This is a genomic window from Saccharothrix isguenensis (genome assembly GCF_052936305.1).
This window is the reverse complement of sequence record NZ_CP193626.1, coordinates 376,621-400,724: the sequence shown is the minus strand read 5'-3', so window position 1 is coordinate 400,724 and position 24,104 is coordinate 376,621. Positions and strand designations below refer to the sequence as shown.

General features: G+C 71.6%; 19 protein-coding genes and 1 tRNA gene. 16 read left to right on the top strand and 4 right to left on the bottom strand.

Annotation, left to right across the window (positions count from 1 at the left end; all coding sequences use genetic code 11):
- Positions 1 to 92: 92 nt before the first annotated feature.
- The 4 genes from ACRAKI_RS01970 to ACRAKI_RS01955 all read left to right on the top strand — a co-directional run bounded on the left by ACRAKI_RS01970 (position 93) and on the right by ACRAKI_RS01955 (position 4,353).
- Complete coding sequence (locus ACRAKI_RS01970) at positions 93 to 1,133, top strand: ADP-ribosylglycohydrolase family protein (protein WP_447005334.1); 1,041 nt, start codon at positions 93 to 95, stop codon at positions 1,131 to 1,133.
- A 237-nt stretch (positions 1,134 to 1,370) separates the two neighbouring features.
- Positions 1,371 to 2,141 (top strand): hypothetical protein, encoded by a 771-nt coding sequence (locus tag ACRAKI_RS01965; protein ID WP_447005333.1) that lies wholly within the window; start codon positions 1,371 to 1,373, stop codon positions 2,139 to 2,141.
- 59 nt (positions 2,142 to 2,200) lie between these two features.
- The gene (locus ACRAKI_RS01960) at positions 2,201 to 2,899 is read left to right on the top strand and encodes a response regulator transcription factor (RefSeq protein ID WP_447005332.1); all 699 of its coding nucleotides are present in this window, start codon (positions 2,201 to 2,203) and stop codon (positions 2,897 to 2,899) included.
- Entirely contained in the window at positions 2,896 to 4,353 is a 1,458-nt protein-coding gene (locus ACRAKI_RS01955; RefSeq protein WP_447005331.1) for a sensor histidine kinase, read from the top strand. The genes ACRAKI_RS01960 and ACRAKI_RS01955 overlap by 4 nt, the downstream gene beginning before the upstream one ends.
- Here ACRAKI_RS01955 and mgrA read toward each other — a convergent pair.
- Entirely contained in the window at positions 4,350 to 5,378 is a 1,029-nt protein-coding gene (mgrA, locus tag ACRAKI_RS01950) for an L-glyceraldehyde 3-phosphate reductase (protein WP_447005330.1), read from the bottom strand. The genes ACRAKI_RS01955 and mgrA overlap by 4 nt on opposite strands.
- A 173-nt stretch (positions 5,379 to 5,551) precedes the next feature.
- Here mgrA and ACRAKI_RS01945 point away from each other — a divergent pair, with 173 nt between their 5' ends.
- Positions 5,552 to 7,174, top strand: a complete 1,623-nt coding sequence (locus ACRAKI_RS01945; protein WP_447005329.1) for a vWA domain-containing protein — start codon at positions 5,552 to 5,554, stop codon at positions 7,172 to 7,174.
- 142 nt (positions 7,175 to 7,316) lie between these two features.
- Here ACRAKI_RS01945 and ACRAKI_RS01940 read toward each other — a convergent pair.
- Positions 7,317 to 7,392 (bottom strand) — tRNA-Thr (locus ACRAKI_RS01940).
- Between the two features lie 282 nt (positions 7,393 to 7,674).
- Between ACRAKI_RS01940 and ACRAKI_RS01935 the strand changes: the two genes are divergently transcribed.
- From ACRAKI_RS01935 to otsB, 3 genes are all read left to right on the top strand, one after another.
- Entirely contained in the window at positions 7,675 to 9,012 is a 1,338-nt protein-coding gene (locus ACRAKI_RS01935) for a threonine/serine ThrE exporter family protein (RefSeq protein ID WP_447005328.1), read from the top strand.
- A 153-nt stretch (positions 9,013 to 9,165) separates the two neighbouring features.
- Entirely contained in the window at positions 9,166 to 10,602 is a 1,437-nt protein-coding gene (locus ACRAKI_RS01930; RefSeq protein WP_447005327.1) for an alpha,alpha-trehalose-phosphate synthase (UDP-forming), read from the top strand.
- Between the two features lie 56 nt (positions 10,603 to 10,658).
- Complete coding sequence (gene otsB / locus ACRAKI_RS01925) at positions 10,659 to 13,214, top strand: trehalose-phosphatase (protein WP_447005326.1); 2,556 nt, start codon at positions 10,659 to 10,661, stop codon at positions 13,212 to 13,214.
- Positions 13,215 to 13,278: 64 nt separating this feature from the next.
- Here otsB and radA read toward each other — a convergent pair whose 3' ends face one another.
- Entirely contained in the window at positions 13,279 to 14,643 is a 1,365-nt protein-coding gene (gene radA / locus ACRAKI_RS01920) for a DNA repair protein RadA (RefSeq protein WP_447005325.1), read from the bottom strand.
- Between the two features lie 322 nt (positions 14,644 to 14,965).
- A complete protein-coding gene (locus tag ACRAKI_RS01915) occupies positions 14,966 to 15,730 on the bottom strand; it encodes a hypothetical protein (protein ID WP_447005324.1) in 765 nt (254 codons plus the stop codon).
- Positions 15,731 to 16,088: 358 nt separating this feature from the next.
- On the opposite strand from ACRAKI_RS01915, the gene ACRAKI_RS01910 reads away from it, so the two are divergent.
- The 8 genes from ACRAKI_RS01910 (at position 16,089) to ACRAKI_RS01875 (ending at position 24,057) form a co-directional block, all read left to right on the top strand.
- Positions 16,089 to 16,577, top strand: a complete 489-nt coding sequence (locus ACRAKI_RS01910; protein WP_012782996.1) for a CarD family transcriptional regulator — start codon at positions 16,089 to 16,091, stop codon at positions 16,575 to 16,577.
- Positions 16,578 to 16,607: 30 nt separating this feature from the next.
- Positions 16,608 to 17,318: a 2-C-methyl-D-erythritol 4-phosphate cytidylyltransferase gene (gene ispD, locus ACRAKI_RS01905; RefSeq protein WP_447005323.1), complete on the top strand. Its 711-nt coding sequence runs from the start codon at positions 16,608 to 16,610 to the stop codon at positions 17,316 to 17,318.
- Positions 17,315 to 17,788, top strand: a complete 474-nt coding sequence (gene ispF, locus ACRAKI_RS01900; RefSeq protein ID WP_447005322.1) for a 2-C-methyl-D-erythritol 2,4-cyclodiphosphate synthase — start codon at positions 17,315 to 17,317, stop codon at positions 17,786 to 17,788. Before ispD ends, ispF begins: the two co-directional genes overlap by 4 nt.
- Before the next feature lie 95 nt (positions 17,789 to 17,883).
- A complete protein-coding gene (locus ACRAKI_RS01895; RefSeq protein ID WP_447005321.1) occupies positions 17,884 to 18,495 on the top strand; it encodes an HAD family hydrolase in 612 nt (203 codons plus the stop codon).
- A gap of 45 nt (positions 18,496 to 18,540) precedes the next feature.
- A complete protein-coding gene (cysS, locus tag ACRAKI_RS01890; RefSeq protein WP_447005320.1) occupies positions 18,541 to 19,932 on the top strand; it encodes a cysteine--tRNA ligase in 1,392 nt (463 codons plus the stop codon).
- Between the two features lie 4 nt (positions 19,933 to 19,936).
- A complete protein-coding gene (rlmB, locus tag ACRAKI_RS01885) occupies positions 19,937 to 20,905 on the top strand; it encodes a 23S rRNA (guanosine(2251)-2'-O)-methyltransferase RlmB (protein WP_447005319.1) in 969 nt (322 codons plus the stop codon).
- Positions 20,906 to 21,050: 145 nt separating this feature from the next.
- On the top strand, positions 21,051 to 22,472 hold the full coding sequence (locus ACRAKI_RS01880; RefSeq protein ID WP_447005318.1) for an MBOAT family O-acyltransferase: 1,422 nt from the start codon (positions 21,051 to 21,053) through the stop codon (positions 22,470 to 22,472).
- Positions 22,473 to 22,833: 361 nt separating this feature from the next.
- Positions 22,834 to 24,057 (top strand): MFS transporter, encoded by a 1,224-nt coding sequence (locus ACRAKI_RS01875; RefSeq protein ID WP_447005317.1) that lies wholly within the window; start codon positions 22,834 to 22,836, stop codon positions 24,055 to 24,057.
- Positions 24,058 to 24,104: the final 47 nt, after the last annotated feature.

The following is a 24,104-nucleotide window of genomic DNA, read 5'->3' as shown; positions in this document are numbered from 1 at the left end:
GTCAACTAGTCGTGCTGCCGGCACCGGACGGGCCCGCGAGGGCTAGGGTTTTGGCCCCCGGGACAGTCCCTGGGGCGAGTGCAGGAGGGCCAGTGCCGCGCGAGCCGATGAACGTGGTCGACCGTGGCGCGGCCTGCCTGTTGGGCGGCGCTCTCGGCGACGCCCTCGGCGCGCCCATCCAGTACCTCGGGTGGGCCGACATCCAGCGCGACCACGGGCCTGAAGGCGTGCTGGAGCCGCCGCGCCCCGCCCTGGTCACCGACGACACGCAGCTGACGCTGTTCACCGCGGACGGTTACCTGCGGGCGTGGGTGCGCGGGCGGACGACCGGCGAGTGGGATCCGATCGAGGTGGTCTGGCGGAGCTACCGGCGGTGGCTGGTCACCCAGCAGGCCGCGGCCCCCGAGCCCGGCGCGGTGGGGCTGGTCGGCGACGAGCGGCTGTACTCGAGTCGGTCGCCCGGTCTGACGTGCTTGCGCGCCCTGGCCGCGGAGACGCCGCCGACGCCGGAGCAGCCGCAGAACGAGTCGTCCGGCTGCAACGGCGTGACGCGGACCGCGCCCGCCGGGTTCGCGCCGAGTGCCGAGATCGCCTACGACCTCGGCTGCCGGTTCGCCGCGCTCACCCACGGCGGCACGGGCGGTTGGGTGTCCGGTGGGGCGTTCGCGCTGCTCATCCACCTGCTCGCGGTGCGCGGGCGGCCGATGAGGGAAGCCGTGGACCAGGTCATCGGACGGGTGCTGCGGGACGACCCGTACACGGCGAACACGCTGAACCGGGCCGTGGTGTTCGCGGACGAGCACAAGGCGCAGGCGTTCGACTCGGTGCGGGTGGACCGGCTGGGCAGCGGGTGGACCGGGCCGGAGGCGCTGGCGATCGCCGTGCACACGGTGCTGGTGTACCCGAAGCGGGCGCAGTTCGTGGACGCGTTGCGCGCGGCGGCCAACCACTCCGGCGGCAGTGACGCGACGGCGGCGTTGACCGGGAACGTGCTGGGCGCCCTGCACGGCACCGCCGCGTTGCCGCGCGATTGGCTGGCCGGGCTGGAACTGGTGGACCTGCTCACGCAACTGGGCGCGGACCTGGGGCGCTCGGTGACCGGGCAGGAGTTCGACTTCGCCCGGTACTCGTGACCGGGGTGAGTACGGGGAAGCCGGCCTCGGCACGCACGTTCCCGAATGCGTGCGACCGAGGCCGGCTCTCCACGTGGTCTGCGGTGGGACACGCCCCGAGCGCGGAACCAGGCTGACCTGCCGTGGAGCGGGAAACCCGTGGGCGGAACCGTAGCAGAGCGCGTGTGAGTGGTCACAGGCGGCCCACCTGTTCGGCCCAATGACGTGCGGGAACAGTGCGTTCGAGGGGGTGGGCTGGTGCCGAGCGGGATCCGGGCGGTGACCCGGCTGTTGATCGACCTCGACGGCGAGCCCGGCGCGCGTGACGTCGCCGACCTGGCGGTGCTGGCCGTTCGCCACGCGCCGGTCGGTCGGGAAGCGGTCGACGCGCTGGCCGAACTGCTGGAGGTGGCGGGCTGGATCCTGTTCGAGGAGGAACGGCAGGTCGAGGCGCACCGGCACAACGTCGCAGCCCTGGCGTTGGCGCGGGCGGCGGGCAACCGCGATCTCGAGGCGCTGACCCTGTTGACCATGTCGATGCAGCGCACCCATGTCGGGCGGTTCGCCGAAGCGCTCTCCTCGGCCGAGGTCGGCGAGGCGACCACCCGTTCGCCGCGGGTGCGGGCCATGTTCGCGTTGCGCCGGGCCCGCGCCTACTCGCGGATGCGCTTGGCGGCGCCGGCGCTGCGCGCGTTGGACCAGTCCCGCGCCGCCCTCGACGACGACCCCTCCGCCCCTCCGTGGGCTTGGTGGATCGACGAGGCCGAACTGGTCGCCCACCGCGGCGCGGTGCTGGCCAACCTGGGACGCCTGGCCGAAGCCGTCCCGCTCCTGCCCGACGAACCCGGCCCGAGGTTCCGGGAAGTGGTGCGCGCCATGCGCTTCCGGACGCTGGCGGCGCTCGGCGACTGGACCGGCCCGCCGCCCGTCTTCACCAGCCCGCGAGCCCAGCGGACCGCCCGGTCGGCGGACCGCCTGCGGCGGGTCGGCTGTGCGCCTCCTGTCGTGGACCTGTCGACTGGCTGTTGATCCGGCCGCCGGCGGCGGATGGCGTCGCCCGGCGGGTGGCGGTGCCGCACCATGGGCGGGTGGACAAGGGCACCTCCGTTCGACTGCTCGTGGTGGACGACGAGCCGCACATCGCGGACCTGGTGGCGACGGTCGCGCGGTACGAGGGCTGGCAGGCGGTGACGGCGGGCAGCGGTGAGGCCGCGCTGCGGGCGGCGGCCGACTTCCACCCCGACATCGTGGTGCTCGACCTGATGCTGCCCGACGTGGACGGCTTCACCGTGCTGGACCGGTTGCGGTCGGCGGGCGCGATGGTGCCGGTGGTGTTCCTGACCGCCCGCGACGGCACCGCCGACCGGGTCGCGGGCCTCACCCGAGGCGGCGACGACTACCTGGTGAAGCCGTTCTCGGTGGAGGAGCTGATGGCCCGGCTGCGAGCCGTGCTGCGGCGGTCCAGCGGGCCGGCGTGGAAGCGGTCGGTGCTGAAGGTGTCCGACCTCGTGCTGGACGAGGACACCCGCGAGGTGCGGCGCGGCGGCCGGCTCGTCACCCTCACGCCCACCGAGTACGAGCTGCTGCGCTACCTGATGCGCCGGTCCCCCGCCGTGCTGACGAAGGCCCAGATCCTCGACCACGTGTGGGAGTACGACTTCGGCGGCCGGTCGAACGTGGTGGAGCTGGTCGTGTCGCACCTGCGCCGCAAGCTGGACGACGGCGGCGAGCCGCTGATCCACACCGTCCGCGGCGTGGGGTACGTGCTGCGGCGAGTGGCGGGGTGAGCCGGCTGCGCCTGGGCACGCGCCTGGCGCTGGGACTGGGCGCGCTCGCGCTGGCGGTGTTCGCGGTCGTCGGCACGGTGATGGCGGAGCGGATGCAGGAGTTCCTGGAACGCCGGCTGGACGCGCAGATGGAGACCACCCAGGCCTCGGTGAAGAAGAACCTCGCCGCCACCGGCACGCTCAAGGGCGCCGCCTACGGCTGGTACTCGGTGGTCTACGACGTGCGTGACGGCCGGGCGGTGCCCAGGAACCCGGACGACCAGCCGGCCGACCGCGACGACATGACCGACGTGGCGTTGAAGGTCGACGGGCCGGAGCCGGTGTACTGGACGGACCACCTGAAGGGCGACGGCGTCTACCGGCTGCGCGGATCCCCCGTCTCGGACGGGGTCGTGCTGGTCACGGCGGCGCCGATGAACGACATCGCCACCACCGTGCGGCAGCTGGTGATCGTGGAGGTGATCACGTTCCTGCTCGCGCTGACCGCGTTCGTGGTGATCGGGCGGGCGGTGCTGCGGCGCGGGCTCCAGCCGTTGAGCGACATGGCGCGGACCGCGCACGACATCACGTCGCACGACCTGACCGACTCGGCCCGGCTGCCGGTGCGCGCGGAGGGCGGCAGCGGCGGCGTCGAGGTGGAGGAGCTGCGCAGCGCGTTCAACACGATGCTGGACCACATCGACACCTCGCTGGCCGCCCGCACCGCCGCCGAGCAGCGGTTGCGGCGGTTCATCGCGGACGCGTCGCACGAGCTGCGGACGCCGTTGACGTCCATCCGGGGCTACGCGGACCTGTTCCGGTACGCGGCGGCGAACGCGCCGGAGGAACGCGAGGCGCACCTGGAGAAGCTGCGGTCGGAGGCGGCGCGGATGAGCGTGCTGCTGGACGACCTGCTGCTGCTCGCCCGGCTGGACTCGGCGGAGGCGGAGACGCCGCTGAGGGTGGCGTACGGCGATCTGGCGGCGTTGGCTCGGGAGGCGGCGGACGCGTTCCGCGCGGCCCACCCGGCGCACCCGCTGACGCTGACCGTGCCGGACGGGCCGGTGCGGCTGGCGTTCGACCCGCTGCGGCTGCGGCAGGTGGTGGACAACCTGCTCACCAACGCCGCCGTGCACACGCCGCCGGGCACGTCGGTGTCGCTGTCAGTCGAGCCCAGGCCGCCCGCGGAGCCCCGGCCGTCGGTGGAGCCCCGGCCGTCCGCGGAGCCCGGGTCGTCGGTGGGGCACGGGTCGGTCGTGCTGCGGGTCGCCGACACCGGTCCCGGCATCCCGGCCGCCGACCAGGCCCGCGTCTTCGACCGGTTCTACCGGGTGGACGACTCGCGCACGCGTGACCGGGGCGGGAGCGGGCTCGGGCTGGCGGTGGTGCACTCGCTGGTCCTCGCGCACGGCGGCGCGGTCGACCTCGCAAGCCGTCCCGGCTCGACCGCGGTGACGGTGACCCTGCCGCGCTAACCGGCGTTCGAGGACTCCGCCCACAGGTCGACGCCCGACTCGACCGCGTGCTCGTCGATCCGCTCCAGTTCGTCGTCGGTGAGCGGCGGGCCGTCCAGGGCGGCCACGTTGGCGTCCAGTTGCTCGACGCTGCTCGCGCCGATGAGCACCGACGTGACGCGCTCGTCCCGCAGCGCCCAGGTCAGGGCGAGCTGGGCCAACGACTGCCCGCGTGACGACGCGATCTCGTCCAGCGCCCGCACGTGCGCCAGGTTCGCCTCGCTCAACAGGTCTTCGGACAGCGACTTGCCCTGCGTGGCGCGTGAGCCCTCCGGCACGCCGTGCAGGTACTTGTCGGTCAACATGCCCTGCGCCAGCGGCGAGAAAGCGATGCAGCCGACGCCCAACCCACCCAGCGCGTCCAGCAGCTCGTTCTCGATCCACCGGTTGAGCATCGAGTAGGAGGGCTGGTGGATCAGCAGCGGCACGCCCGCCGTGCGCAGCAGCTCCGCCGCCTCTCGGGTCTTGGTCGCCGAGTAGGACGAGATGCCGACGTAGAGGGCCTTGCCCTGCTGGACGGCGCTGACGAGGGCGCCGACCGTCTCCTCCAGCGGCGTGTCCGGGTCGAACCGGTGCGAGTAGAAGATGTCGACGTAGTCGAGGCCGAGCCGGGACAGCGACTGGTCCAGCGACGCCAGCAGGTACTTGCGGGAACCCCACTCGCCGTACGGGCCGGGCCACATGTCGTAGCCCGCCTTGGTGGAGATCACCAGCTCGTCCCGGTACGGGCGCAGGTCGTCGGCGACCATCCGGCCGAAGTTGACCTCGGCGGAGCCGTAGGGCGGGCCGTAGTTGTTGGCCAGGTCGAAGTGCGTGATGCCGAGGTCGAACGCCCGCCGCACGATCGCCCGGCCCGACGCGTACGGCCGGTCGTCCCCGAAGTTGTGCCACAGGCCGAGCGACACGGCGGGCAGCACCAGCCCGCTGCGCCCGGTGCGGCGGTAGGTCATCCGGTCGTAGCGCGACTCGTCCGGTTCGTAGGCCACACACCAGCTTGGCACGCGCTACTGCCGTTTGCCGGACAGGAGCTCCCGACAAGTTGCTCTTATCGGACCGTACTCGGGACGTGGTTGCGCCATCCGCCTGACATGCCCGGACGACGCTGTCCGGGCATCCGGGCCCCGGTGCCCGGCAGCACGAGCGAGAAGAGATCAACGCAATGCGAACCCCGCACAGACGCGGCGCCCTGGTGGCCGTCGCCGCCTTGGCTCTCTCCACCGTCCAGGCGACCCCTGCCGCCCTGGCCGCCCCCGCCCCCTCGCCATCACCCGCGCAGGCGGTCTCCCGCTGCGGTCCGCTCGACGTCACGTTCGTCCTCGACGACACCGGCAGCATGGGCGGTGCGATCACCAACCTGAAGGCCGGCATCAACTCGATCGTCAACGACGTGGTCGTCGCGTCCGGCGGCGACTACCAGTTCGGCCTGGTGACGTTCAAGGACGACATCACCGTCCACGCCAACCTCGCGCCCGGCAACGCCGCGCCGGTGACCAACTACATCACCAACACCCTCGCCGCGAGCGCCGGCAACGGTGAGCCGGAAGCCTCCGACGAGGCGCTGAACACGGTGGTGAACAACCTGTCCGCCCTGGGACGGCCGCAGAACACCGCCTTCAACGGGGTGTGGCGGTCGAACGCGATGAAGTTCGTCGTGCTGGTGACCGACGCGCGGCCCGGCGGCTTCGACGACGTCCACACCGCGGCGGACGTGGCGAACGCGTCGACCAGGGCGAACCAGGCGCTGGCGAACGGGATCAAGATCTCGGCGGTGTACGTCCCGACGTCACCCGGCTCCAACGCCGTGATCACCCCGATCATGCAGAACTACGCCACCACCACCGGTGGGGCGTTCGTGCAGGCGGCGGCCAACGGCGCCGGCACGGCGACGGCGATCCAGCAGTTCCTCGCCGACTGCAAGCAGACCGACGTGTTCATGCACGACCAGCCCACCGACAGCGGCGTCGAGCCGAACCCGAACGGCTCGGTGTGGCAGAGCCCCGACATCAAGGTGTGCCCGACCCTGGCCGACTGCGCCGGCATCCAGCCGGTCGTGGGCGCGACGAACTACATCCACGTGCGGCTGCACAACCCGGGCCCCTACGGCAGCGGCACCGGCCTGGGCACGCTCAAGCTGTACCGCACGCCCGCCGGCGGTGCGACGACGTGGAACAGCGCCACCAACGGCGACTGGATCTTCATCGGCCAGCAGTCGGTGTCGGTGCCCGCGGGTGCGACCGTGGTCAAGATCCCGTGGAGCAACATCCCCGGCCCCGACCACTTCTGCCTGCTCGCGCGCTGGGTGTCGGCGACCGACCCGATGACGTTCGCCGAGGGTCCGGCCACGGCGCTCAACGCGCAGAGGAACAACAACATCGCGTGGCGCAACGTCGTCACCGTGCGCGGCAAGGTCATGGAGCCGGTGAAGTCCTGGTTCACCCTGGGCAACACGACCGACCGGCAGGTCAAGTCGGACCTGGTGATCACCGGCGTGAAGCCGGTGGCGGGCACCGTGGTGATCGACCTCGGCCCGCGCCTGTTCGAGCGCTGGCGCGCCGGCGGCGGCCAGGGCGACGGCGTGAAGCAGGTCGGCGAGACGCAGGTCCAGGTCGACCCGCAACGCGCCGCGCTGCGGGGTCTGCTGATCAACCCCGGTGAGCGCTTCCGGACGGAGCTGACCTTCACGGCCGGAGCGGCGGGCGAGTTCCTGACGCACGTCGTCCAGGCGGTCGACGGCGAGGACCAGGGAGGCGTCGCCTACGAGGTCCTGATCGACCGGTCCTGATCCATCGCGACCGGCACCCGCACAGTGCTCGCGGCCCACGGCCGACGTGGGCCGCGAGCACGCGGCGCGAAGCGCTGTGCAAGGATACGCCTTGATCAACTTCACCCCCGGGACCTGCCGTAGCGGCTGGTCAGGGGGTCTGTGGAGCCGGTGAGGGGACTTGAACCCCTAACCTTTCGCTTACAAGGCGAGTGCTCTGCCAATTGAGCTACACCGGCATGGCCCGGAGGCCGGGAACATCGTAAGCGCCCGCACGGGGTGCCACCTGCGGCGAACGGTCTGCTCGTCGCGGGCTCGCATTGGGCCGTCCGGGGGTTGCGGGTACCGTCCGGGTGGTGCCCGAACCCCGCAAAACCGCTGGCCAGCGGTATCAACAGTACTGAACGCACGGTGATCAAGCCACCCTTCCCGGGTACCTCTTCCGGGGGTGGCGCATGACACAGCCCCCAATGTGACACGGTCGGGCGTGGCGGCCATGCGACAAGAGGGAGGTGCGCCGGGTGGGGCTGTGGCGCAAGCGGCATAACGAGACCGTGCAGGCACGACCCGTCGAAGGGCCGTCCCTGCCGGACGACTCGACCGTCCACCTCGTGCTCGACCTCGCGCTGCGCGTGGGCGAGGCGCAGATGGCCGGCGGGGCGGGCGCGGCCGACGTGACCGCCACCATCCTGGCGGTGACGAACGCGTACGGGCTGCCGCACACCGAGGTCGACGTGATCTACACGTCGATCACCGTCGCCTGCCACCGCGGCACGGACGCCTCGCCCGTCACGTCCATGCGGGTGGTCCTCAGCCGCAGCGTCGACTACACGCGCCTCGCCGCCGTGGAGCGGCTGGTCCGGCGGATCACGTCCGGCGGCATCTCCGCCCTCGACGCGTACGCCGAGATCGACCGCATCAGCCTCGCCGACCACCCGTACCCGCGCTGGGTGTCGACGCTGGCGTGGGCGGGCATGGCCGCCGCGGTGGCGGTCCTGGTCGGCGGCAGCGCGGTGCTCGCCCTGACGGCGGCCATCGTCACGGCGCTGATCGACCGGGTCGGCCGGCTGCTCAACCGGCGCGCGCTGCCGTTCTTCTTCCAGCAGGTCGTCGGCGGCGCCCTGGCCACCTCGGTCGCGTTGGCGATGTACGCGACGGACCTGCTGCCGAACGTGCGGCCGTCGCTGCTGATCGCCACCGGCATCGTGGTGCTGCTGTCCGGCCTGTCGCTGGTCGGCACCGTGCAGGACGCCATCACCGGCTACAACGTCACCGCCGCCGGCCGGACGATGGAAGTCGCGCTGCTCACCGCCGGCCTGATCGCGGGCATCACGCTCACGCTCCGGGCGGGCGTGCAGTTCGGCGTGCGGACGAACATGGCCGAGCCGCTGCCGCCGCTGATCTCCGACGTCCCGCTCCAGCTCGCGGCGGGCGCGGCGACGTCCGCGTTCTTCGCCCTGGCCGGCTACGCCCCGCTCCGCGCGCTGCCGATGGCCGCCGCCGCGGGCGCGGGCGGCACGACCACCTACGGCCTGCTCGCCGTGACCGGCATCAACACGGTCACGTGTGCCGCCGCCGCGGCCACCCTCGTGGGTTTCGGCAGCACGATCGTCGGCCGCCGGCTGCGGACTCCGCCGCTGCTGCTCGCGGTGGCCGGCATGGTGCCGCTGCTGCCCGGCTGGACCACCTACCGCGGCCTCTACCAGCTGACCGCGGAGGGCGACCCGGCCGGCATGTCCACGCTCGTGCTGGCCGCCGCCACGGCGCTCGCGCTGGCGGCCGGCGTCGTACTGGGTGAACATCTGGGGCGTCCGGTCCGCACCGGCCTGGGCCGGCTCGCCGCCCGTTCCCGGCGCTGAACACCTGAACACGCGCTTTCCACGTGAGATGGCCCACCTGACGGACTTTCGTCAAGTCAACACTGTGTGACGGGTCTGACGACAGGGCATCCAGCCTGCACGTTCCCACTAACCTCGACGTGGGCGAGACGAATCCTTAGGAGGCGCTACCCGGTGAGCAGCATTGGCGAGAACGGCGCGGAGTTCCTGGTCGTGGCCAACCGCCTACCGGTTGACCTGGAGCGCCTGCCCGACGGGACGCAGCGCTGGAAGCACAGCCCCGGAGGCCTGGTCACCGCCCTTGAACCGTTCCTGCGCACGCACAAGGGCGCGTGGGTCGGCTGGCCCGGCATCGCGGACGCCGACGTGGACGCGTTCGAGGAGGACGGCCTCCAGCTGCACCCGGTGATGCTGAGCGCCACCGAGGTCGCCGACTACTACGAGGGCTTCTCCAACGGCACGCTGTGGCCGCTCTACCACGACGTCGTCGCGCCGCCCGCGTTCCACCGGACCTGGTGGAACGCCTACGTGCGGGTGAACCAGCGGTTCGCCGACGTCACCGCGAAGGTCGCAGGGCACGGCGCCACCGTGTGGGTGCAGGACTACCAGCTGCAGCTCGTCCCGGCGATGCTGCGCGAGCTGCGCCCGGACCTGCGGATCGGCTTCTTCCTGCACATCCCGTTCCCGCCGGTGGAGCTGTTCATGCAGCTGCCGTGGCGGACCGAGATCATCCGCGGCCTGCTCGGCGCGGACCTGGTCGGCTTCCACCGGCCCGGCGGCGCGCAGAACTTCCTGTGGCTGGCCCGCCGCCTGGTGGGCCTGGAGCCGAGCCGCGGCGCGGTCGGCGTGCGCACCCGCCCCGGTGTGGTCCAGGTCGGCGACCGCACCGTCCGGGTCGGGGCATTCCCGATCTCGATCGACTCCGCCGGACTCGACGCGCTGGCCCGCGACAAAGAAGTCCAGAAACACGCGAAGCAAATTCGCGCCGACCTCGGGAATCCGAAGAAGATTTTGCTGGGGGTGGACCGGCTCGACTACACCAAGGGCATCGACGTGCGCCTCCGCGCGCTGCACGAACTCCTCGCCGACGGACGCGTCGACCCCAGCGAGGTCACCATGGTCCAGCTGGCGACACCCAGCCGGGAGCGCGTCGAGCACTACCGGCAGATGCGGGGCGAGATCGAGCAGGCCGTCGGCCGGATCAACGGCGAGTTCTCGACCGTGGGTCACCCGGTGGTCCACTACCTGCACCAATCGGTGAACCGACGCGAGCTGACCGCGTTCATGAGCGCCGCCGACGTCATGGTGGTGACCCCCGTGCGCGACGGGATGAACCTGGTCTGCAAGGAGTACGTCGCCACGCGCTACGACCTCGGCGGCGCGCTGGTGCTCTCCGAGTTCGCCGGCGCGGCGGCCGAACTCACGAGCGCGTTCCTGGTCAACCCGCACGATCTCGACGGCGTCAAGAACGCGCTCGATGCCGCCCTCACGCTGGATCCCGCCGAAGGCCGCCGTAGGATGCGCGCGCTGCGCCGCCAAGTCCTCACGCACGACGTCGACCGTTGGGCTCGATCGTTTCTTGATGCCTTGGGCACGCAGACCGCGATCTGAATCAGTTCAGACGAATGTTGTTCCCGACCTGTCCCACCGAGCATTGAGGAGGGGCGTTGACCGCCGAGGCCCTCCCCGCCGAACTTCGCCGTGCGATCGTGCAGTTGGCACGCACACCGCGCCTGCTGGTCGCCTGCGACTACGACGGGACACTGGCTCCGATCGTGGCCAACCCAGAGGACGCCCGTCCGCTGCCCGAGTCGGTGGGCGCGTTGCGCTCCCTGGCCGGTCTGCACGAGACGACGACCGCGGTGATCTCCGGGCGCGCGCTGCGCGACCTGGCGACGCTGTCGCGGCTGCCGTCCGAGGTGCACCTGGTGGGTTCGCACGGATCCGAGTTCGACGTCGGTTTCGTGCACGCGCTGGACGCGGACGCGAGATCACTGCACCGCCGCCTGGAAACCGAACTGGAAGACATCGTCGACGGCCGTGAAGGCGTCGGACTGGAGGTCAAACCCGCGAGCATCGCGGTGCACGTGCGCCGGGCGGACCCCGCCGTCGGGGAGCGGGTTCTGGAAGCCGTGCGCACCGGTCCGGCCACCTGGGACGGGGTGCAGGTCACCGAGGGCAAGGCCGTGATCGAGCTGGCCGTGGTGCAGACGGACAAGGGCCACGCCCTGGACGTCCTGCGGCACCGCGCGTCGGCGACCGCGGCCGTCTTCGTCGGTGACGACGTGACCGACGAGAAAGCGTTTGCCCGGCTCAGCGGGCCGGACGTCGGCATCAAGGTCGGCGACGGCGAGACGCTCGCCGAGTACCACGTCGAGGACAGCGTCGACGTGGCCACCATGCTGGCGTTCCTGCTGGAGGAACGGCGCGCGTGGCTGCACGGCGACCAGGCCGTGCCGATCGAGCGGCTCACCATGCTGGCCAACGAGCGTTCGGTGGCGCTGCTCACCCCCGACGCCCGGCTGAACTGGCTGTGCCACCCGGAGCCGGACTCGGCGGCGGTGTTCGCCGACCTGCTCGGCGGACCGGCCGCGGGCCACTTCTCGATCAAGCCCGAACACGGCTCGCTGCCCCTGGGCCAGCGGTACGTGCCGGGCACGATGATCGTGGAGACCCGCTGGTCGCGGCTGCTGGTCACCGACTACCTGGACCACGAGCTGGCCTCGCACCGCACCGACCTGGTGCGGCGCATCTCCGGCTCGACCAACGCGCTGATCACGTTCGCGCCGCGGCCCGAGTTCGGCCAGGTCCCGGTGCGGCTGCTGCGCGAGCGCGACGGCCTGCGGGTCGTCGGCACCTCGGACCCGATGGTGCTGCGCTCACCGGGCGTCGACTGGCAGATCACGTCCGACGGCATCCAGGAGACGGCGACCGCCGTGGTGTGCCCCCGCGAGGGCGCGCCGATCCTGCTGGAGCTGCGCTGCGGCACGGACGACCTGTCCGAGGCCACCCTGGGCGAGCCGGAGCGGCGCGCGCGGGCCGGCGCGTTCTGGTCGGACTGGGCGGCGACGCTGAAGATCCCGCCGGTCGAGTCGGACCTGGTGCTGCGGTCGGCGCTGACGTTGAAGGGCCTGGTGCACCACGACACCGGCTCGATCATGGCCGCCGCCACCACCTCGCTGCCCGAGGAGCTGGGCGGCATCCGGAACTGGGACTACCGGTACTGCTGGCTGCGCGACGCGGCGCTGACCGCCCAGGCCCTGGTGTCGGTCGGGTCGCTCGGCGAGGCGGAGGCGTTCCTGGGGTGGGTGCACGGGGTCCTGGCGACCCTGCCCGGCCCGGAGCGGCTGCACCCGCTGTACACGCTCCAGGGCACCATGCTGGGCGCCGAGGCCGTCATCGACACGCTCCCCGGGTACGCCGGGTCGCGGCCGGTGCGCGTCGGCAACCTGGCGAACCAGCAGGTCCAGCTGGACGTGTTCGGTCCCGTGGTGGACCTGGTCGTGCAGTTGGCCGCCGCGCGCGGTTCGCTGACCGACCAGGACTGGCGGATGGTGCAGGCGATGGCCGAGGCCGTCGCCCGCCGGTGGCACGAGCCCGACCACGGCATCTGGGAAGAGCGCCACGCACCGCGTCACCACGTGTACTCGAAGGTGATGTGCTGGGTGACGCTCGACCGGGCGGTGCGGCTGGCCGAGGCGTACGGGCGGGACGTCGACCCGTCGTGGCCGGTGCTGCGCGACACGATCTCCACCGACGTGCTGAAGCACGGGTGGAGCGACGAAGCGCAGTCCTTCACCACGGCGTACGACGGCGACGACCTGGACGCGGCGTCGCTGCACGTCGGGCTGTCGGGTCTGATCGACCCGGCGGACGACCGGTTCCAGGCCACCGTGACCGCGATCGAGGCCGAGCTGCGGTCGGGGTCGACGGTGTACCGGTACCGGCGTGACGACGGCCTGCCGGGCGACGAGGGCGGCTTCCACCTGTGCGCGGCGTGGATGATCGAGGCCTACCTGCTCACCGGGCGGCGCACCGAGGCCGAGGAGCTGTTCGCGCAGATGGTGGACGCGGCCGGGCCGACCGGTCTGCTGCCCGAGGAGTACGACCCGATCGCGGAGCGCTCCCTGGGCAACCACCCGCAGGCGTACAGCCACCTGGGCCTGATCCGCTGTGCCCAGCTGCTGGCGGCGACGTCGGTCGCGGCGGTGGCCGCCGAGTAGGCGTCCTCCTGCGCCGCTGCGCCCGGTTCCCTTCGGGGGGCCGGGCGCAGTGCGTTTCGGCGGCCTACTTGGTGAGCTTGAGCAGTTGCAGCGCCTCCAGCAGGTCCTGCGCGACGAGCGCCCGCGTCTCCGGGGGCAGCGGGCCGGCGTCCGGCGGCACGAGGGCCTTGGTGTAGCCGAGCCGGGCGGCCTCGGAGAGGCGGCGGCCGACGCCGCTGACCCGGCGCAGCTCACCGGACAGACCCACCTCGCCCACCACGACGAGGTCGTGCGGCAGCGGCAGGTCCGTGGCGGCCGAGGCGACCGCCAGCGCCACCGCCAGGTCCACCGCGGGCTCGGTGAGCCGCATCCCGCCCACGGTGGCGGTGAAGATGTCCTTGTTGCCCAGCGGGACCTTGCCGCGCTTCTCCAGCACCGCGAGCACCATCGCCAACCGGGCCGAGTCGAGCCCGCTCACCGCGCGGCGCGGCGCGGGCAGGGCCGTGGGCGCGACGAGCGCCTGCACCTCGCCCAGCATCGGCCGCTTGCCCTCCACCACCACGGTGACGGCCGTGCCGGACACCGCCTGGTCGCGGCGGTGCAGGAACAGGCCGGACGGGTCGGGGACGCCCGCGATGCCGTCGTCGCGCAACTCGAAGCAGCCGACCTCGTCGGCCGGCCCGAACCGGTTCTTGACGCCGCGCAGCAGGCGGAGGCTGGAGTGCCGGTCGCCCTCGAACTGGAGGACGACGTCCACCAGGTGCTCCAGGACGCGCGGGCCGGCGACCGAGCCGTCCTTCGTCACGTGGCCGACCAGGACGACCGGCAGCCCGCGCTCCTTGGCGACCGCGATCAGGCCGGACGTGACGGCGCGGACCTGGCTGACGCCGCCCGGGACGCCGTCGACCACCGGTGAGGACATGGTCTGGATCGAGTCCACGATCAGCATGCTCGGCTTGACCGCGTCGACCTGGCCGAGGACGGCGGAGATGTCGCTCTCGGCGGCCAGGAAGATCTCGTCGTGCAGGTTGCCGGTGCGGTCCGCGCGGAGCCGGACCTGCCCGGCCGACTCCTCACCGGTGACGTAGAGGCAGCGGCCGACCGAGGACGCCCACTGGTGCGCGACCTCCAGCAGCAAGGTCGACTTGCCCACCCCGGGCTCGCCCGCCAGCAGGACCACGGCGCCGGGCACCAGCCCGCCACCGAGCACCCGGTCCAACTCCCCCACGCCGGTGGAGACGGCACGGGCCGACTCCACGTCCACCTGGGCGATCGGTCGGGCCTCGCTGGTCGGCGCGCCCGCGAGGAACCGCGGCGCGGCGGCGACCCCCCGCTCCTCCACCGTGCCCCAGGCCTGGCACTCCGGGCAGCGCCCGACCCACTTGCCCACCTCGTGCCCGCACTCGGCACACCGGTACGTCGGCCTGGCCACCCGTGCTGTCTTCGCCACGCCCCGCAGGCTATCCGCCACCCCCGACAACCCGGCGCGAAGATCGCCCACCCACCGGTGCCGGGCACGGACCGCGCACCCTGCGTCAGCCGGTGCGCCGCCCACCACGGCAGGCGCTGCGACCGCCATCCGCGCGGTGCGGCGGTCACCGACCAGGCACGTCGCGGTGTCCCGCTTCCAACGCCGGCCACCGCGGAATGTCGGTCCCCGCCGGTAAACGCACAGCAGGGGTCCCCGGGAGGGGACCCCTGCTGTGCGTTCGTCCCGGACTCGGTTCGGCGCGGCCCGCCGGCGTCCGGTGTGGATCAGTGCTCGGTGTGGATCAGTGCTCGGCGGGCGCGTCCTGGCGCGGTTCCGAGGTGGAGCCGATCGGCACTTCCAGCGTGATCTCGCCGGCCTTCTCGAACAGGAACGTCACCCGGATCGTCTCGCCCGGCCGCAGCTTCTTCTTCATGCCCTTCAGCACGATGGTCACCTTGCCCGGCTCGGACGGGTCCACCGACGAAGGCAGCTTCGTCGACGACGTCGGCGGCTGGGAGATCGACGTGCCGCTGCCCGACGTCGGGCTCGCGGACGTCGTGCCGGACGCGGCCGAGTCCGTGGTCGTCGCGGTCGGGGAGCCGGTGGCGGAGCCCGGGGCGGACGGCGTGGTGGTCGCGGACGCGGAACCGGACGGCTTGCCCGACGTCGGCGCGTGGCTGCCCGAGCCGTGCTCGTCCGCCTCGGCGATGATCACCGAGGAGCTCTCCAGCACCGTGTCCCCGCTGACCTCGCCCTGCGAAGCGGCGTCACTGGTCACGGCGATCAGCTTGTCCGCACTGGTGCCGTTGTTGGCGATGACGACCGTGATCGGCGCGTCGTCGCCCTCCTCGTAGGCGGCGTGCGCCGCCGGGAACACGAGCTGCGCGTCGCTGACGGTGATGTCACCCGCCTTGCCACTGGCCCCGTTCACGACGGCCACCTGGGTGTCCGTCTGGGTGACCTGACCTGCGCTGCAACCCGCTGCGGCCAAGCCGAGGCCCGTGGCCAGAGCGGCCACGACCGCCAGGCGGCGCGACGCTGGGGACTTCTGGAGTGCGCGACCCACGGCTGTTCGGATCCTTCCCGGTGTGCTGACGAGGCGGGTCGTACCCGGTAGTAGCGGGTCCGACCACCAGTGGTGGAGCCTAACGGGGTGCCCTGGGACCTGCGGCATGCGGTGCCCCACACCACGCCCGCACCGTTCTCGTGCGTGGCTCGCGCCGACTCGTGAAACGTCCCGCGCGCGTCGCGCGAAGGTCCCACGCACGTCCACAGTGGAGCAAGATCGACCAGGGCCGTTGCATGCGACCGGGTGATTTGTCAACCCCCCGCGCGGCGCTGACCTGGGCGAACCGATCTCAACAGCCCGGGGAGGGGATTGCTCGGCGTGTTAGGATGGGGTTAGCGAAAGGGGCAGAGGACACATGGTTTTCAAGGTCGGAGAGACCGTCGTCTACCCGCACCACGGTGCCGCTCTCATCGAAGCAATCGAGACCCGTGTGATCAAGGGCGAGGAGAAGAAGTACCTCGTTCTCAAGGTCGCCCAGGGCGACCTCACGGTTCGCGTCCCCGCCGACAACGCCGAGATCGTGGGCGTTCGTGACGTCGTCGGCCAGGAGGGTCTCGACAAGGTCTTCGAGGTCTTGCGTGCTCCCCACACGGAGGAGCCGACCAACTGGTCCCGGCGGTACAAGGCCAACCTCGAGAAGCTCGCGTCCGGTGACGTGAACAAGGTGGCCGAAGTGGTGCGCGACCTCTGGCGGCGCGAGAAGGATCGCGGATTGTCCGCTGGTGAGAAGCGGATGCTGGCGAAGGCTCGACAGATACTGGTTAGCGAACTGGCGCTGGCCGAGGGCACCGACGAGGACAAGGCTGAGGTCCTCCTCGACGAGGTCCTGGCTACCGCGTCCTGATCGTCCACCCGACACACGGAAACCGCGAACATGAGTGTGGTCGCGCTCGTGCCCGCGGCGGGCCGGGGTGAGCGGTTGGGCTATGGCATGCCCAAAGCGCTCGTGCCGGTCGACGGCGTTCCGCTGCTCGTGCGTGCGGTGCGCGGCCTGCTGGACTCGGGCTGCGTGCGGCACGTGGTGATCGCCGCGCCCCCGTCCGATGTGGATGCAGTACGAGACATTGTGAAGACCGTCACCGCCCCGTCGGCCCCAGCCGGCGGGGCGGTGCACGTCGTGGCGGGTGGCGCCGAGCGGTCCGATTCGGTGCGCTTGGCGTTGACGCACGCGTTGCGTGAGATGCCCGACACGACGATCGTCCTGGTGCACGACGCGGCCCGCGCGTTCACCCCGCCGGCCGTGGTCAAGGCCGTGGTGGACGCCGTCGCCGCGGGTCACCCGGCGGTCATCCCGGTGCTGCCGCTCGCCGACACGGTGAAGCAGGTCGACGACGTCGGCGTGGTGGTCGCCACACCGGACCGCGCGTCGCTGCGGATCGTGCAGACCCCGCAGGGCTTCGACGCGGACGTGCTGCTGCGCGCGCACCGGTCCGGCCTGCACGCCACGGACGACGCGGGCCTGGTCGAACGGCTCGGCGTGCCGGTCGTCACGGTCCCCGGCCACCAGGACGCCATGAAGATCACCACGAAGTTCGACCTGGCGGTCGCCGAGGCGATCCTGGCCGGAACCGGAGGAGCACCGTGATCCCCAGGGTGGGCATCGGCACCGACGTGCACCAGGTGGAACAGGGCCGCGAGTGCTGGCTGGCCGGTCTCCGCTGGGACGACGCGGACGGCTGCGCCGGGCACTCGGACGGCGACGTGGCGGCGCACGCCCTGTGCGACGCGCTGCTGTCCGCCGCCGGACTGGGCGACCTGGGCGCGGTGTTCGGCACGAGCGACCCGCGGTGGTCCGGGCGGCACGGCGTGGAGTTCCTGGCCGAGGCGCGTCGGCTGGTCGAGGAGGCCGGCTACCAGGTCGGCAACGCGGCCGTGCAGGTCATCGGCAACTCCCCCAAGATCGGCACCCGCCGTGACGAGGCGCAGAAGGTGCTGTCCGAGGCGGTCGGCGGCCCGGTGTCGATCAGCGGTACCACGTCCGACGGCCTGGGCCTGACTGGTCGCGGCGAGGGCATCGCCGCCGTGGCGACCGCGCTCCTCGTCCCCCTGTCCTGATCCACGTCGCGGTCGCTCGGCCATCCCGGTGAGCCTGGTCTCGGTTCCCCGGCATCGCGGGATTTCCGCTCCGCCGACCCCGTAGCGTGCGATCGGTGACGATCCGCGCCGTGCTCTTCGACTTCTCCGGCACCCTGTTCCGCTTGGAGCACGACACCCTGGCCGCCCACGCCGGACTGATGCGCGCGCTCACCGCGCCCGTCGGCCTGGACCCGGAGCTGGGCATCGACCCGGAGCAGTGGGAACGCCGCGACCTCGACCCGGACGCGCACCGCGACATGCACCTCGCGGTCCTCGCGAAGGCGGGCGCCAAGGACCCGGCGCGGTTCTACGCCGACCTGTGCAGCCCGCCGTTCTGGCAGCCCTACCCGGACACCGCGCAGGCCCTCGGCACCGAGCTGCCGACCGCGGTCGTCAGCAACATCGCCTGGGACATCCGCACTGTTTTCGCACGTCACGGCGTCGAGAACCGGGTGGACGAGTACGTGCTCTCCTACCAGGAGGGCTTCGTCAAGCCGGACCCGAAGCTGTTCCGCATCGCCTGCGACCGGCTGGGCGTGCACCCCACCGAGGCGCTGATGATCGGTGACAGCCCCGAAGCCGACGGTGGCGCGGCGGCGATCGGGTGCGCGGTGGAGATCGTCGAACCGCACCGGACCGGCAGCCGTCCCGAGGCTCTGCTGCAGGTGCTCCGCAAGCACATCTGACCGGGCGACTCAACACCGACTGGTCACCGCCCGTACCATCTTCACGTGAGCCTCCACCTCTTCGACACCGCGACCCGGTCCATGCGGGAGTTCGTCCCGCAGGTCAGCGGAACGGCGTCGATCTACGTCTGTGGGGCCACGGTGCAGGGCGTTCCGCACATCGGTCACGTGCGCAGCGGCCTGAACTTCGACGTGCTGCGCCGCTGGCTGGGCCGGGACGGCACGACCGTGCGACTGGTGCGCAACGTCACGGACATCGACGACAAGATCCTCACCAAGGCCGCCGAGAACGGCGCGCCGTGGTGGGAGTGGGCCTACGCGCACGAGCGGGCGTTCGACCACGCCTACGACGCGTTGGGCTGCCTGCCCGCCTCGTGCTCGCCGCGCGCGACCGGGCACGTCACGCAGATGGTCGACCTGATGGACCGGCTCATCGAGAAGGGCCACGCCTACGCCTCGGGTGGCGACGTGTACTTCTCGGTGACGTCGTTCCCCGAGTACGGCGCGCTGTCCGGGCAGAAGCCGGACGAGGTGCACCAGGGCGAGTCCGCCGCGACCGGCAAGCGCGATCCGCGCGACTTCACGCTGTGGAAGGCGGCGAAGCCTGGCGAGCCGTCGTGGCCGACGCCGTGGGGTCCGGGCCGGCCGGGCTGGCACCTGGAGTGCTCGGCGATGGCGACCGAGTACCTGGGCGGCACGTTCGACATCCACGGCGGCGGCATCGACCTCATCTTCCCGCACCACGAGAACGAGCAGGCCCAGTCGCGGGCCGCGGGTGACGGGTTCGCCCAGTACTGGATGCACAACGCCTGGGTCACCATGGGTGGCGAGAAGATGGCGAAGTCGCTGGGCAACACGGTGGCGATCCCGACGATGCTGGAGCGGGTGCGGGCACCGGAGCTGCGGTACTACCTGGTGGGGCCGCACTACCGGTCGCACATCGAGTACTCGCCCGAGGCGTTGGACGAGTCGGTGTCCGCGTACCGGCGGATCGAGTCGTTCCTGCGGCGCGTGGTCGAGCGCACCGGGACCGTCGGCGCGGAGGGCGGGATGTCGCCCGCGTTCGTGGCCGCCATGGACGACGACATCAGCACGCCCAGTGCGCTGGCCGCCATCCACAAGCGGCTGCGCGAGGGCAACACGGCGCTGGAGTCCGGTGACGACCTGGACGCGCGTGCCGCGGCCGAGTCGGTGCGGGCCATGACCGCGGTGCTCGGGTTGGACCCGTTGTCACCGCAGTGGCACGACGCCGCGGCCGGCGGCGTGGGCAGACACGCGCTGGGCGTGCTGGTGGAGCGGCTGCTGGAAGAGCGGTCGCAGGCCCGAAAGGACAGGGACTTCGCGCGCGCGGACGTGCTGCGCGATCACCTGCTCCTGGCCGGTATCGCCGTCGAGGACACCCCCGACGGTCCGTTGTGGACTTTGAAGGACGACTGAGCTCGTGGCTGGTAACTCCAAGCGCCGGGGCGCCATGCGCAACCCCGGCTCCAAGAAGGGCGCGGTCGTCGGGTCCGGCGGGCAGAAGCCGAAGGGCTTGCACGGCAAGGGCCCGACGCCCAAGGCGGTCGAACGACCCAACCACCCCGCGTACAAGCGGGCCAGTGCGGCGGCCAAGGCCGACCAGGCCCGGACGCAACGGCGCAAGGCCGCGGAGAACGGACCGGAGACGGTCGCCGGGCGCAACCCCGTGGTCGAGTGCCTGCGGGCCGACATCCCGGCGACGGCGCTGTACGTGGCGCTGGGCATCGACGCGGACGACCGGGTCGCCGAGGCGGTGCAGCTGGCCGCGACTCGTGGCATCTCCGTGCTGGAGGTGCAGCGCGGTGAGCTGGACCGGATCACCGGCGGCGCGATGCACCAGGGGCTCGGGCTCCAGGTGCCGCCGTACGAGTACGCCGAGCCGCGCGAACTGCTGAAGATCGCGAACGAGTCCGGCATCCCGCCGTTGCTGGTGGCGTTGGACGGCGTGACGGACCCGCGCAACCTGGGTGCGGTCGTGCGGTCGGCGGCGGCCTTCGGCGCGCACGGGGTCGTGCTGCCGCAGCGGCGGTCGGCGAGCATCACGGCGGTGGCGTGGCGGACGAGTGCCGGCACGGCGGCCCGGATGCCGATCGCGGTGGCGACGAACCTGACCCGTCAGCTCAAGGAGTGGGCCGACGCCGGGCTGATGATCGTCGGCCTGGACGCGGACGGCGACGTGGACGTGGACGGCCTGGACCTGGCGACCGGTCCGCTGGTGGTCGTGGTCGGCTCCGAGGGCCGCGGTCTTTCGCGCCTGGTGAAGGAGACGTGCGACCAGACGGTGTCCATCCCGATGGCCGCCGGCGTGGAGTCGTTGAACGCCTCCGTCGCCGCCGGTGTCGTGCTGGCCGAGATCGCCCGCCGCCGCCGCCTCGACATTCGCGGCTGAGCACCCCACCGCGCAACTCGCGGTGCCGGACTGGACAACTCGCGCGAGGACCCGCGAGTTGTCCAGTCCGGTGCGGGTGTGAGGTGGGGCGGTTTGTGGTGAAGTCGACCTCGGGGCGCATCGGCGGCGGATAAGGTCTGCGGCGATGTCCTTCGCCAGCCCCCTGTTCCTGTGGTTCTTCCTGCCGGTCGTGCTCGCGACCGTCCTCGTGCTGCCCAGGACCTGGCGCAACGGCGTGGTCGCGGTGGCCAGCCTGCTGTTCTACGTGTCCGGCGCGGGCGGGACGACGCTGCTGCTGCTCGGCTGCATGGTGGTCAACTACCTGGCCGGCAGGCGGCTGGAGCCGGACGCGCCCGGCGACCGGCGGCTGGTCCTGGTCGGCTCGATCGCGATCAACCTGGGCGTCCTGCTGATCTGGAAGTACGCCGGGTTCGCCAGCTCGCAGCTGCACGACATCGCGGCCGTCGTGGGCGCCGACCTCCCGGTCGTCGAGCTGGCGCTGCCGATCGGCATCTCGTTCTACACGTTCCACCACATCTCGTACGTGGTCGACGTGTACCGGGGCGAGCGGCCGGCCCAGCGCGACCCGGTCGCGTTCGTCACCTACATCGCGATGTTCCCGCAGCTCGTCGCGGGCCCGATCGTGCGCTTCCGGGAGATCGCCGACCAGCTGCCGCAGCCCCGCATGCACCGCTGGGACGACGTCGCGGCCGGCTTCCCCCGGTTCGCCCTCGGCCTGTGCAAGAAGGTGATCATCGCCGACTCGATCGCGCCGATGGTCGACGCCTGCTTCGCCACCCCCGCGGACGAGATGACCACGGCCATCGCCTGGCTCGGCGCGATCGGGTACACGCTCCAGCTGTACTTCGACTTCTCCGGCTACTCCGACATGGCCATCGGACTGGGCCGGATGCTCGGCTTCCGGCTGCCGGAGAACTTCGCCCGCCCGTACTCGTCGGTCACCGTCACCGAGTTCTGGCGCCGCTGGCACATGTCGCTGTCCCGCTGGTTCCGCGACTACGTCTACATCCCGCTCGGCGGCAACCGCGGCGGCGTGCGCCAGACGTACCGGAACCTCACGATCGTTTTCGTGCTCACCGGTTTCTGGCACGGCGCCAACTGGACCTTCCTCGTGTGGGGTTTGTTCCACGGCGGGCTGCTCGTGCTGGAGCGCCGATTCGGCTGGGATTCCACGCCGATCACTACGCGTGCCCGAATTGGCCGGCGGATCTCGACGATGTTGCTGGTGGTAATCGGCTGGGTGTTCTTCCGATCCGCGGACCTCGGCACCGCGTTCACAATCATCGGCCACATGCTGCTGCCTGATTTCAGCGGCCTGACCGAAGCCGTCGCCGCCGCGGCCACCAATCAGCGCATTGTCCTGCTGCTGCTCGCGCTGGCGATCGTGGTATTGCCCCATCACCCGGTGACCGGTCCCTACCTGGAGTCTTCCCGGGACCGGGTCGCCACCGTCGCCAGGGTCTCGCTGATGACGGCGGGTGTCGGCTACGCGGCCGTGCTGGTGGCGAGCGGCACGTTCAGCCCGTTCCTCTACTACCAGTTCTGAAGATCGACAAGCCGCCGTTGTTCCACAATTGACGTACTGGCGGCGCCCTCGCGCGCGGCGAAGCGAGGTAACGCGCTCGGCCGGTCGGACCAGCGCCGCCGAACCCCAATGGCGACTTCGTGGACGTAGGGTAGGCGAGGATTGCTCACGGCGTGTCACGTACCGTCAACTGTGAAGAATAAGTGGCCGTTTTTTCGCAGTTGTAACTACTTTATGTAACCGACCTGCTCCGTTCGGGTACACAGTGTGGTAGGACAGAGATCGCACATCGGGCAGCTTCTACGGTGCTATCCGAGGGAATTGTTACTTCGGGTGGGGGTAACGTGACTCACTCATCGGGGCCGAGCAACCTGGGGGAGTTGTGACTTCCGGGGGGACCATCCGCGCGCTCGTGGGCAACCGCGAGTTCCGCGGCATGTGGATCGGCTCGACCGTGTCCACGTTCGGCGACCAGCTCGCCGCGGTGGCGCTGTCGCTCCTGGTGTTCGAACGCACGCAGTCGCCGATGTGGACGGCCCTCACGTGGTCGTTGACGCTGTTCCCGCCGCTGATCTCCGGCCCGCTGCTCGGCTGGGTCGCGGACCGGTTCCCGCGCCGCACGGTGATGGTCGTCTGCGCGTGGTCGCAGGCCGCCCTGGTCGCCCTCATGGCCGTGCCCGGCATGCCGTTGTGGATCATGATCGTGCTGCTGGTCGTGGTCCTGATGATCTCGTCGCCGTTCCTGGCCGCCCAGGAGGCGAGCCTCCCCCACGTGCTGCCGGAGAAGCGCTACGACGACGGCGTGGCGCTGTTCGGCACGTCCGTGGACGTCGCCCAGATGGTCGGTCTCGCCGCCGCGGGGTTCCTCGTCATCGGCGCCGGTCCCAACGTGGCGCTCGCGATCGACGCGGTCAGCTTCGTGTGGGTGGCGATCCTGGTGCAGGCCTCGGTCCAGCACCGGCCCGCCGCCGACCCGCGCGGCGCGCATCGGGACCCCGAAGGACCCAAGGGCGCGTTCACGCTGCTGGTCACCGAGCCGAGGCTGCGCAGCCTGATGGGCATGCGCCTGCTGGCCGGCCTCGCCATGGTGCCCGAGGGACTCGCCGTGCCCCTGGCCGCGAGCCTGGACGCGGTCTGGGCCGTCGGCCTGATCCTGGCCATCGAACCCGCCGCCAACGTCCTCGGCGTGACCGTGCTGTTCCGGCTGGTGCGTGATCCGGCCAAGCGCGAGCGGCTGATCGGCCCGCTCGCCATACTCTCCTTGGCCCCGCTGGTCATGTTCGCCTTGCACCCGAACCTGACCTGGACCATCGTCCTGCTGGTCATCGCCGGGATGGCCGGGGCGTACCACACGCCCGCCCGCTCGGCGTGGATGCGCATCCTGCCCGACGCCTACCGGGGTCGGGCGTACGGCATCGGCCGTGCCGCTCTGCGGTCGTCGCAGGGCGGCGGCATGGCCGTGGCAGGCGTGGTGGCGCACTCGATCGGTTCGGTGACGGCGACCATCGCGGGTGCGGGCGGTATCGGGCTGCTGCTGGCCACCCAGGCGGCCGTAGCCTGGCGACGGGCCCGCTCCCGGAACGAGACGAAGGCAGTGGTGACCTGAAACGGAGTCATCACATATCGCGATTGTCAAACATGAAGGTCCCCTCG

What these genes read in the sequence shown, in the direction of transcription:
- ispD (WP_447005323.1), top strand. Translation starts at nt 16,608, where the DNA reads ATGAGTGTGGTCGCGCTCGTGCCCGCGGCGGGCCGGGGTGAGCGGTTG.
- ACRAKI_RS01880 (WP_447005318.1), top strand. Translation starts at nt 21,051, where the DNA reads ATGTCCTTCGCCAGCCCCCTGTTCCTGTGGTTCTTCCTGCCGGTCGTG.
- ACRAKI_RS01945 (WP_447005329.1), top strand. Translation starts at nt 5,552, where the DNA reads ATGCGAACCCCGCACAGACGCGGCGCCCTGGTGGCCGTCGCCGCCTTG.
- ACRAKI_RS01910 (WP_012782996.1), top strand. Translation starts at nt 16,089, where the DNA reads ATGGTTTTCAAGGTCGGAGAGACCGTCGTCTACCCGCACCACGGTGCC.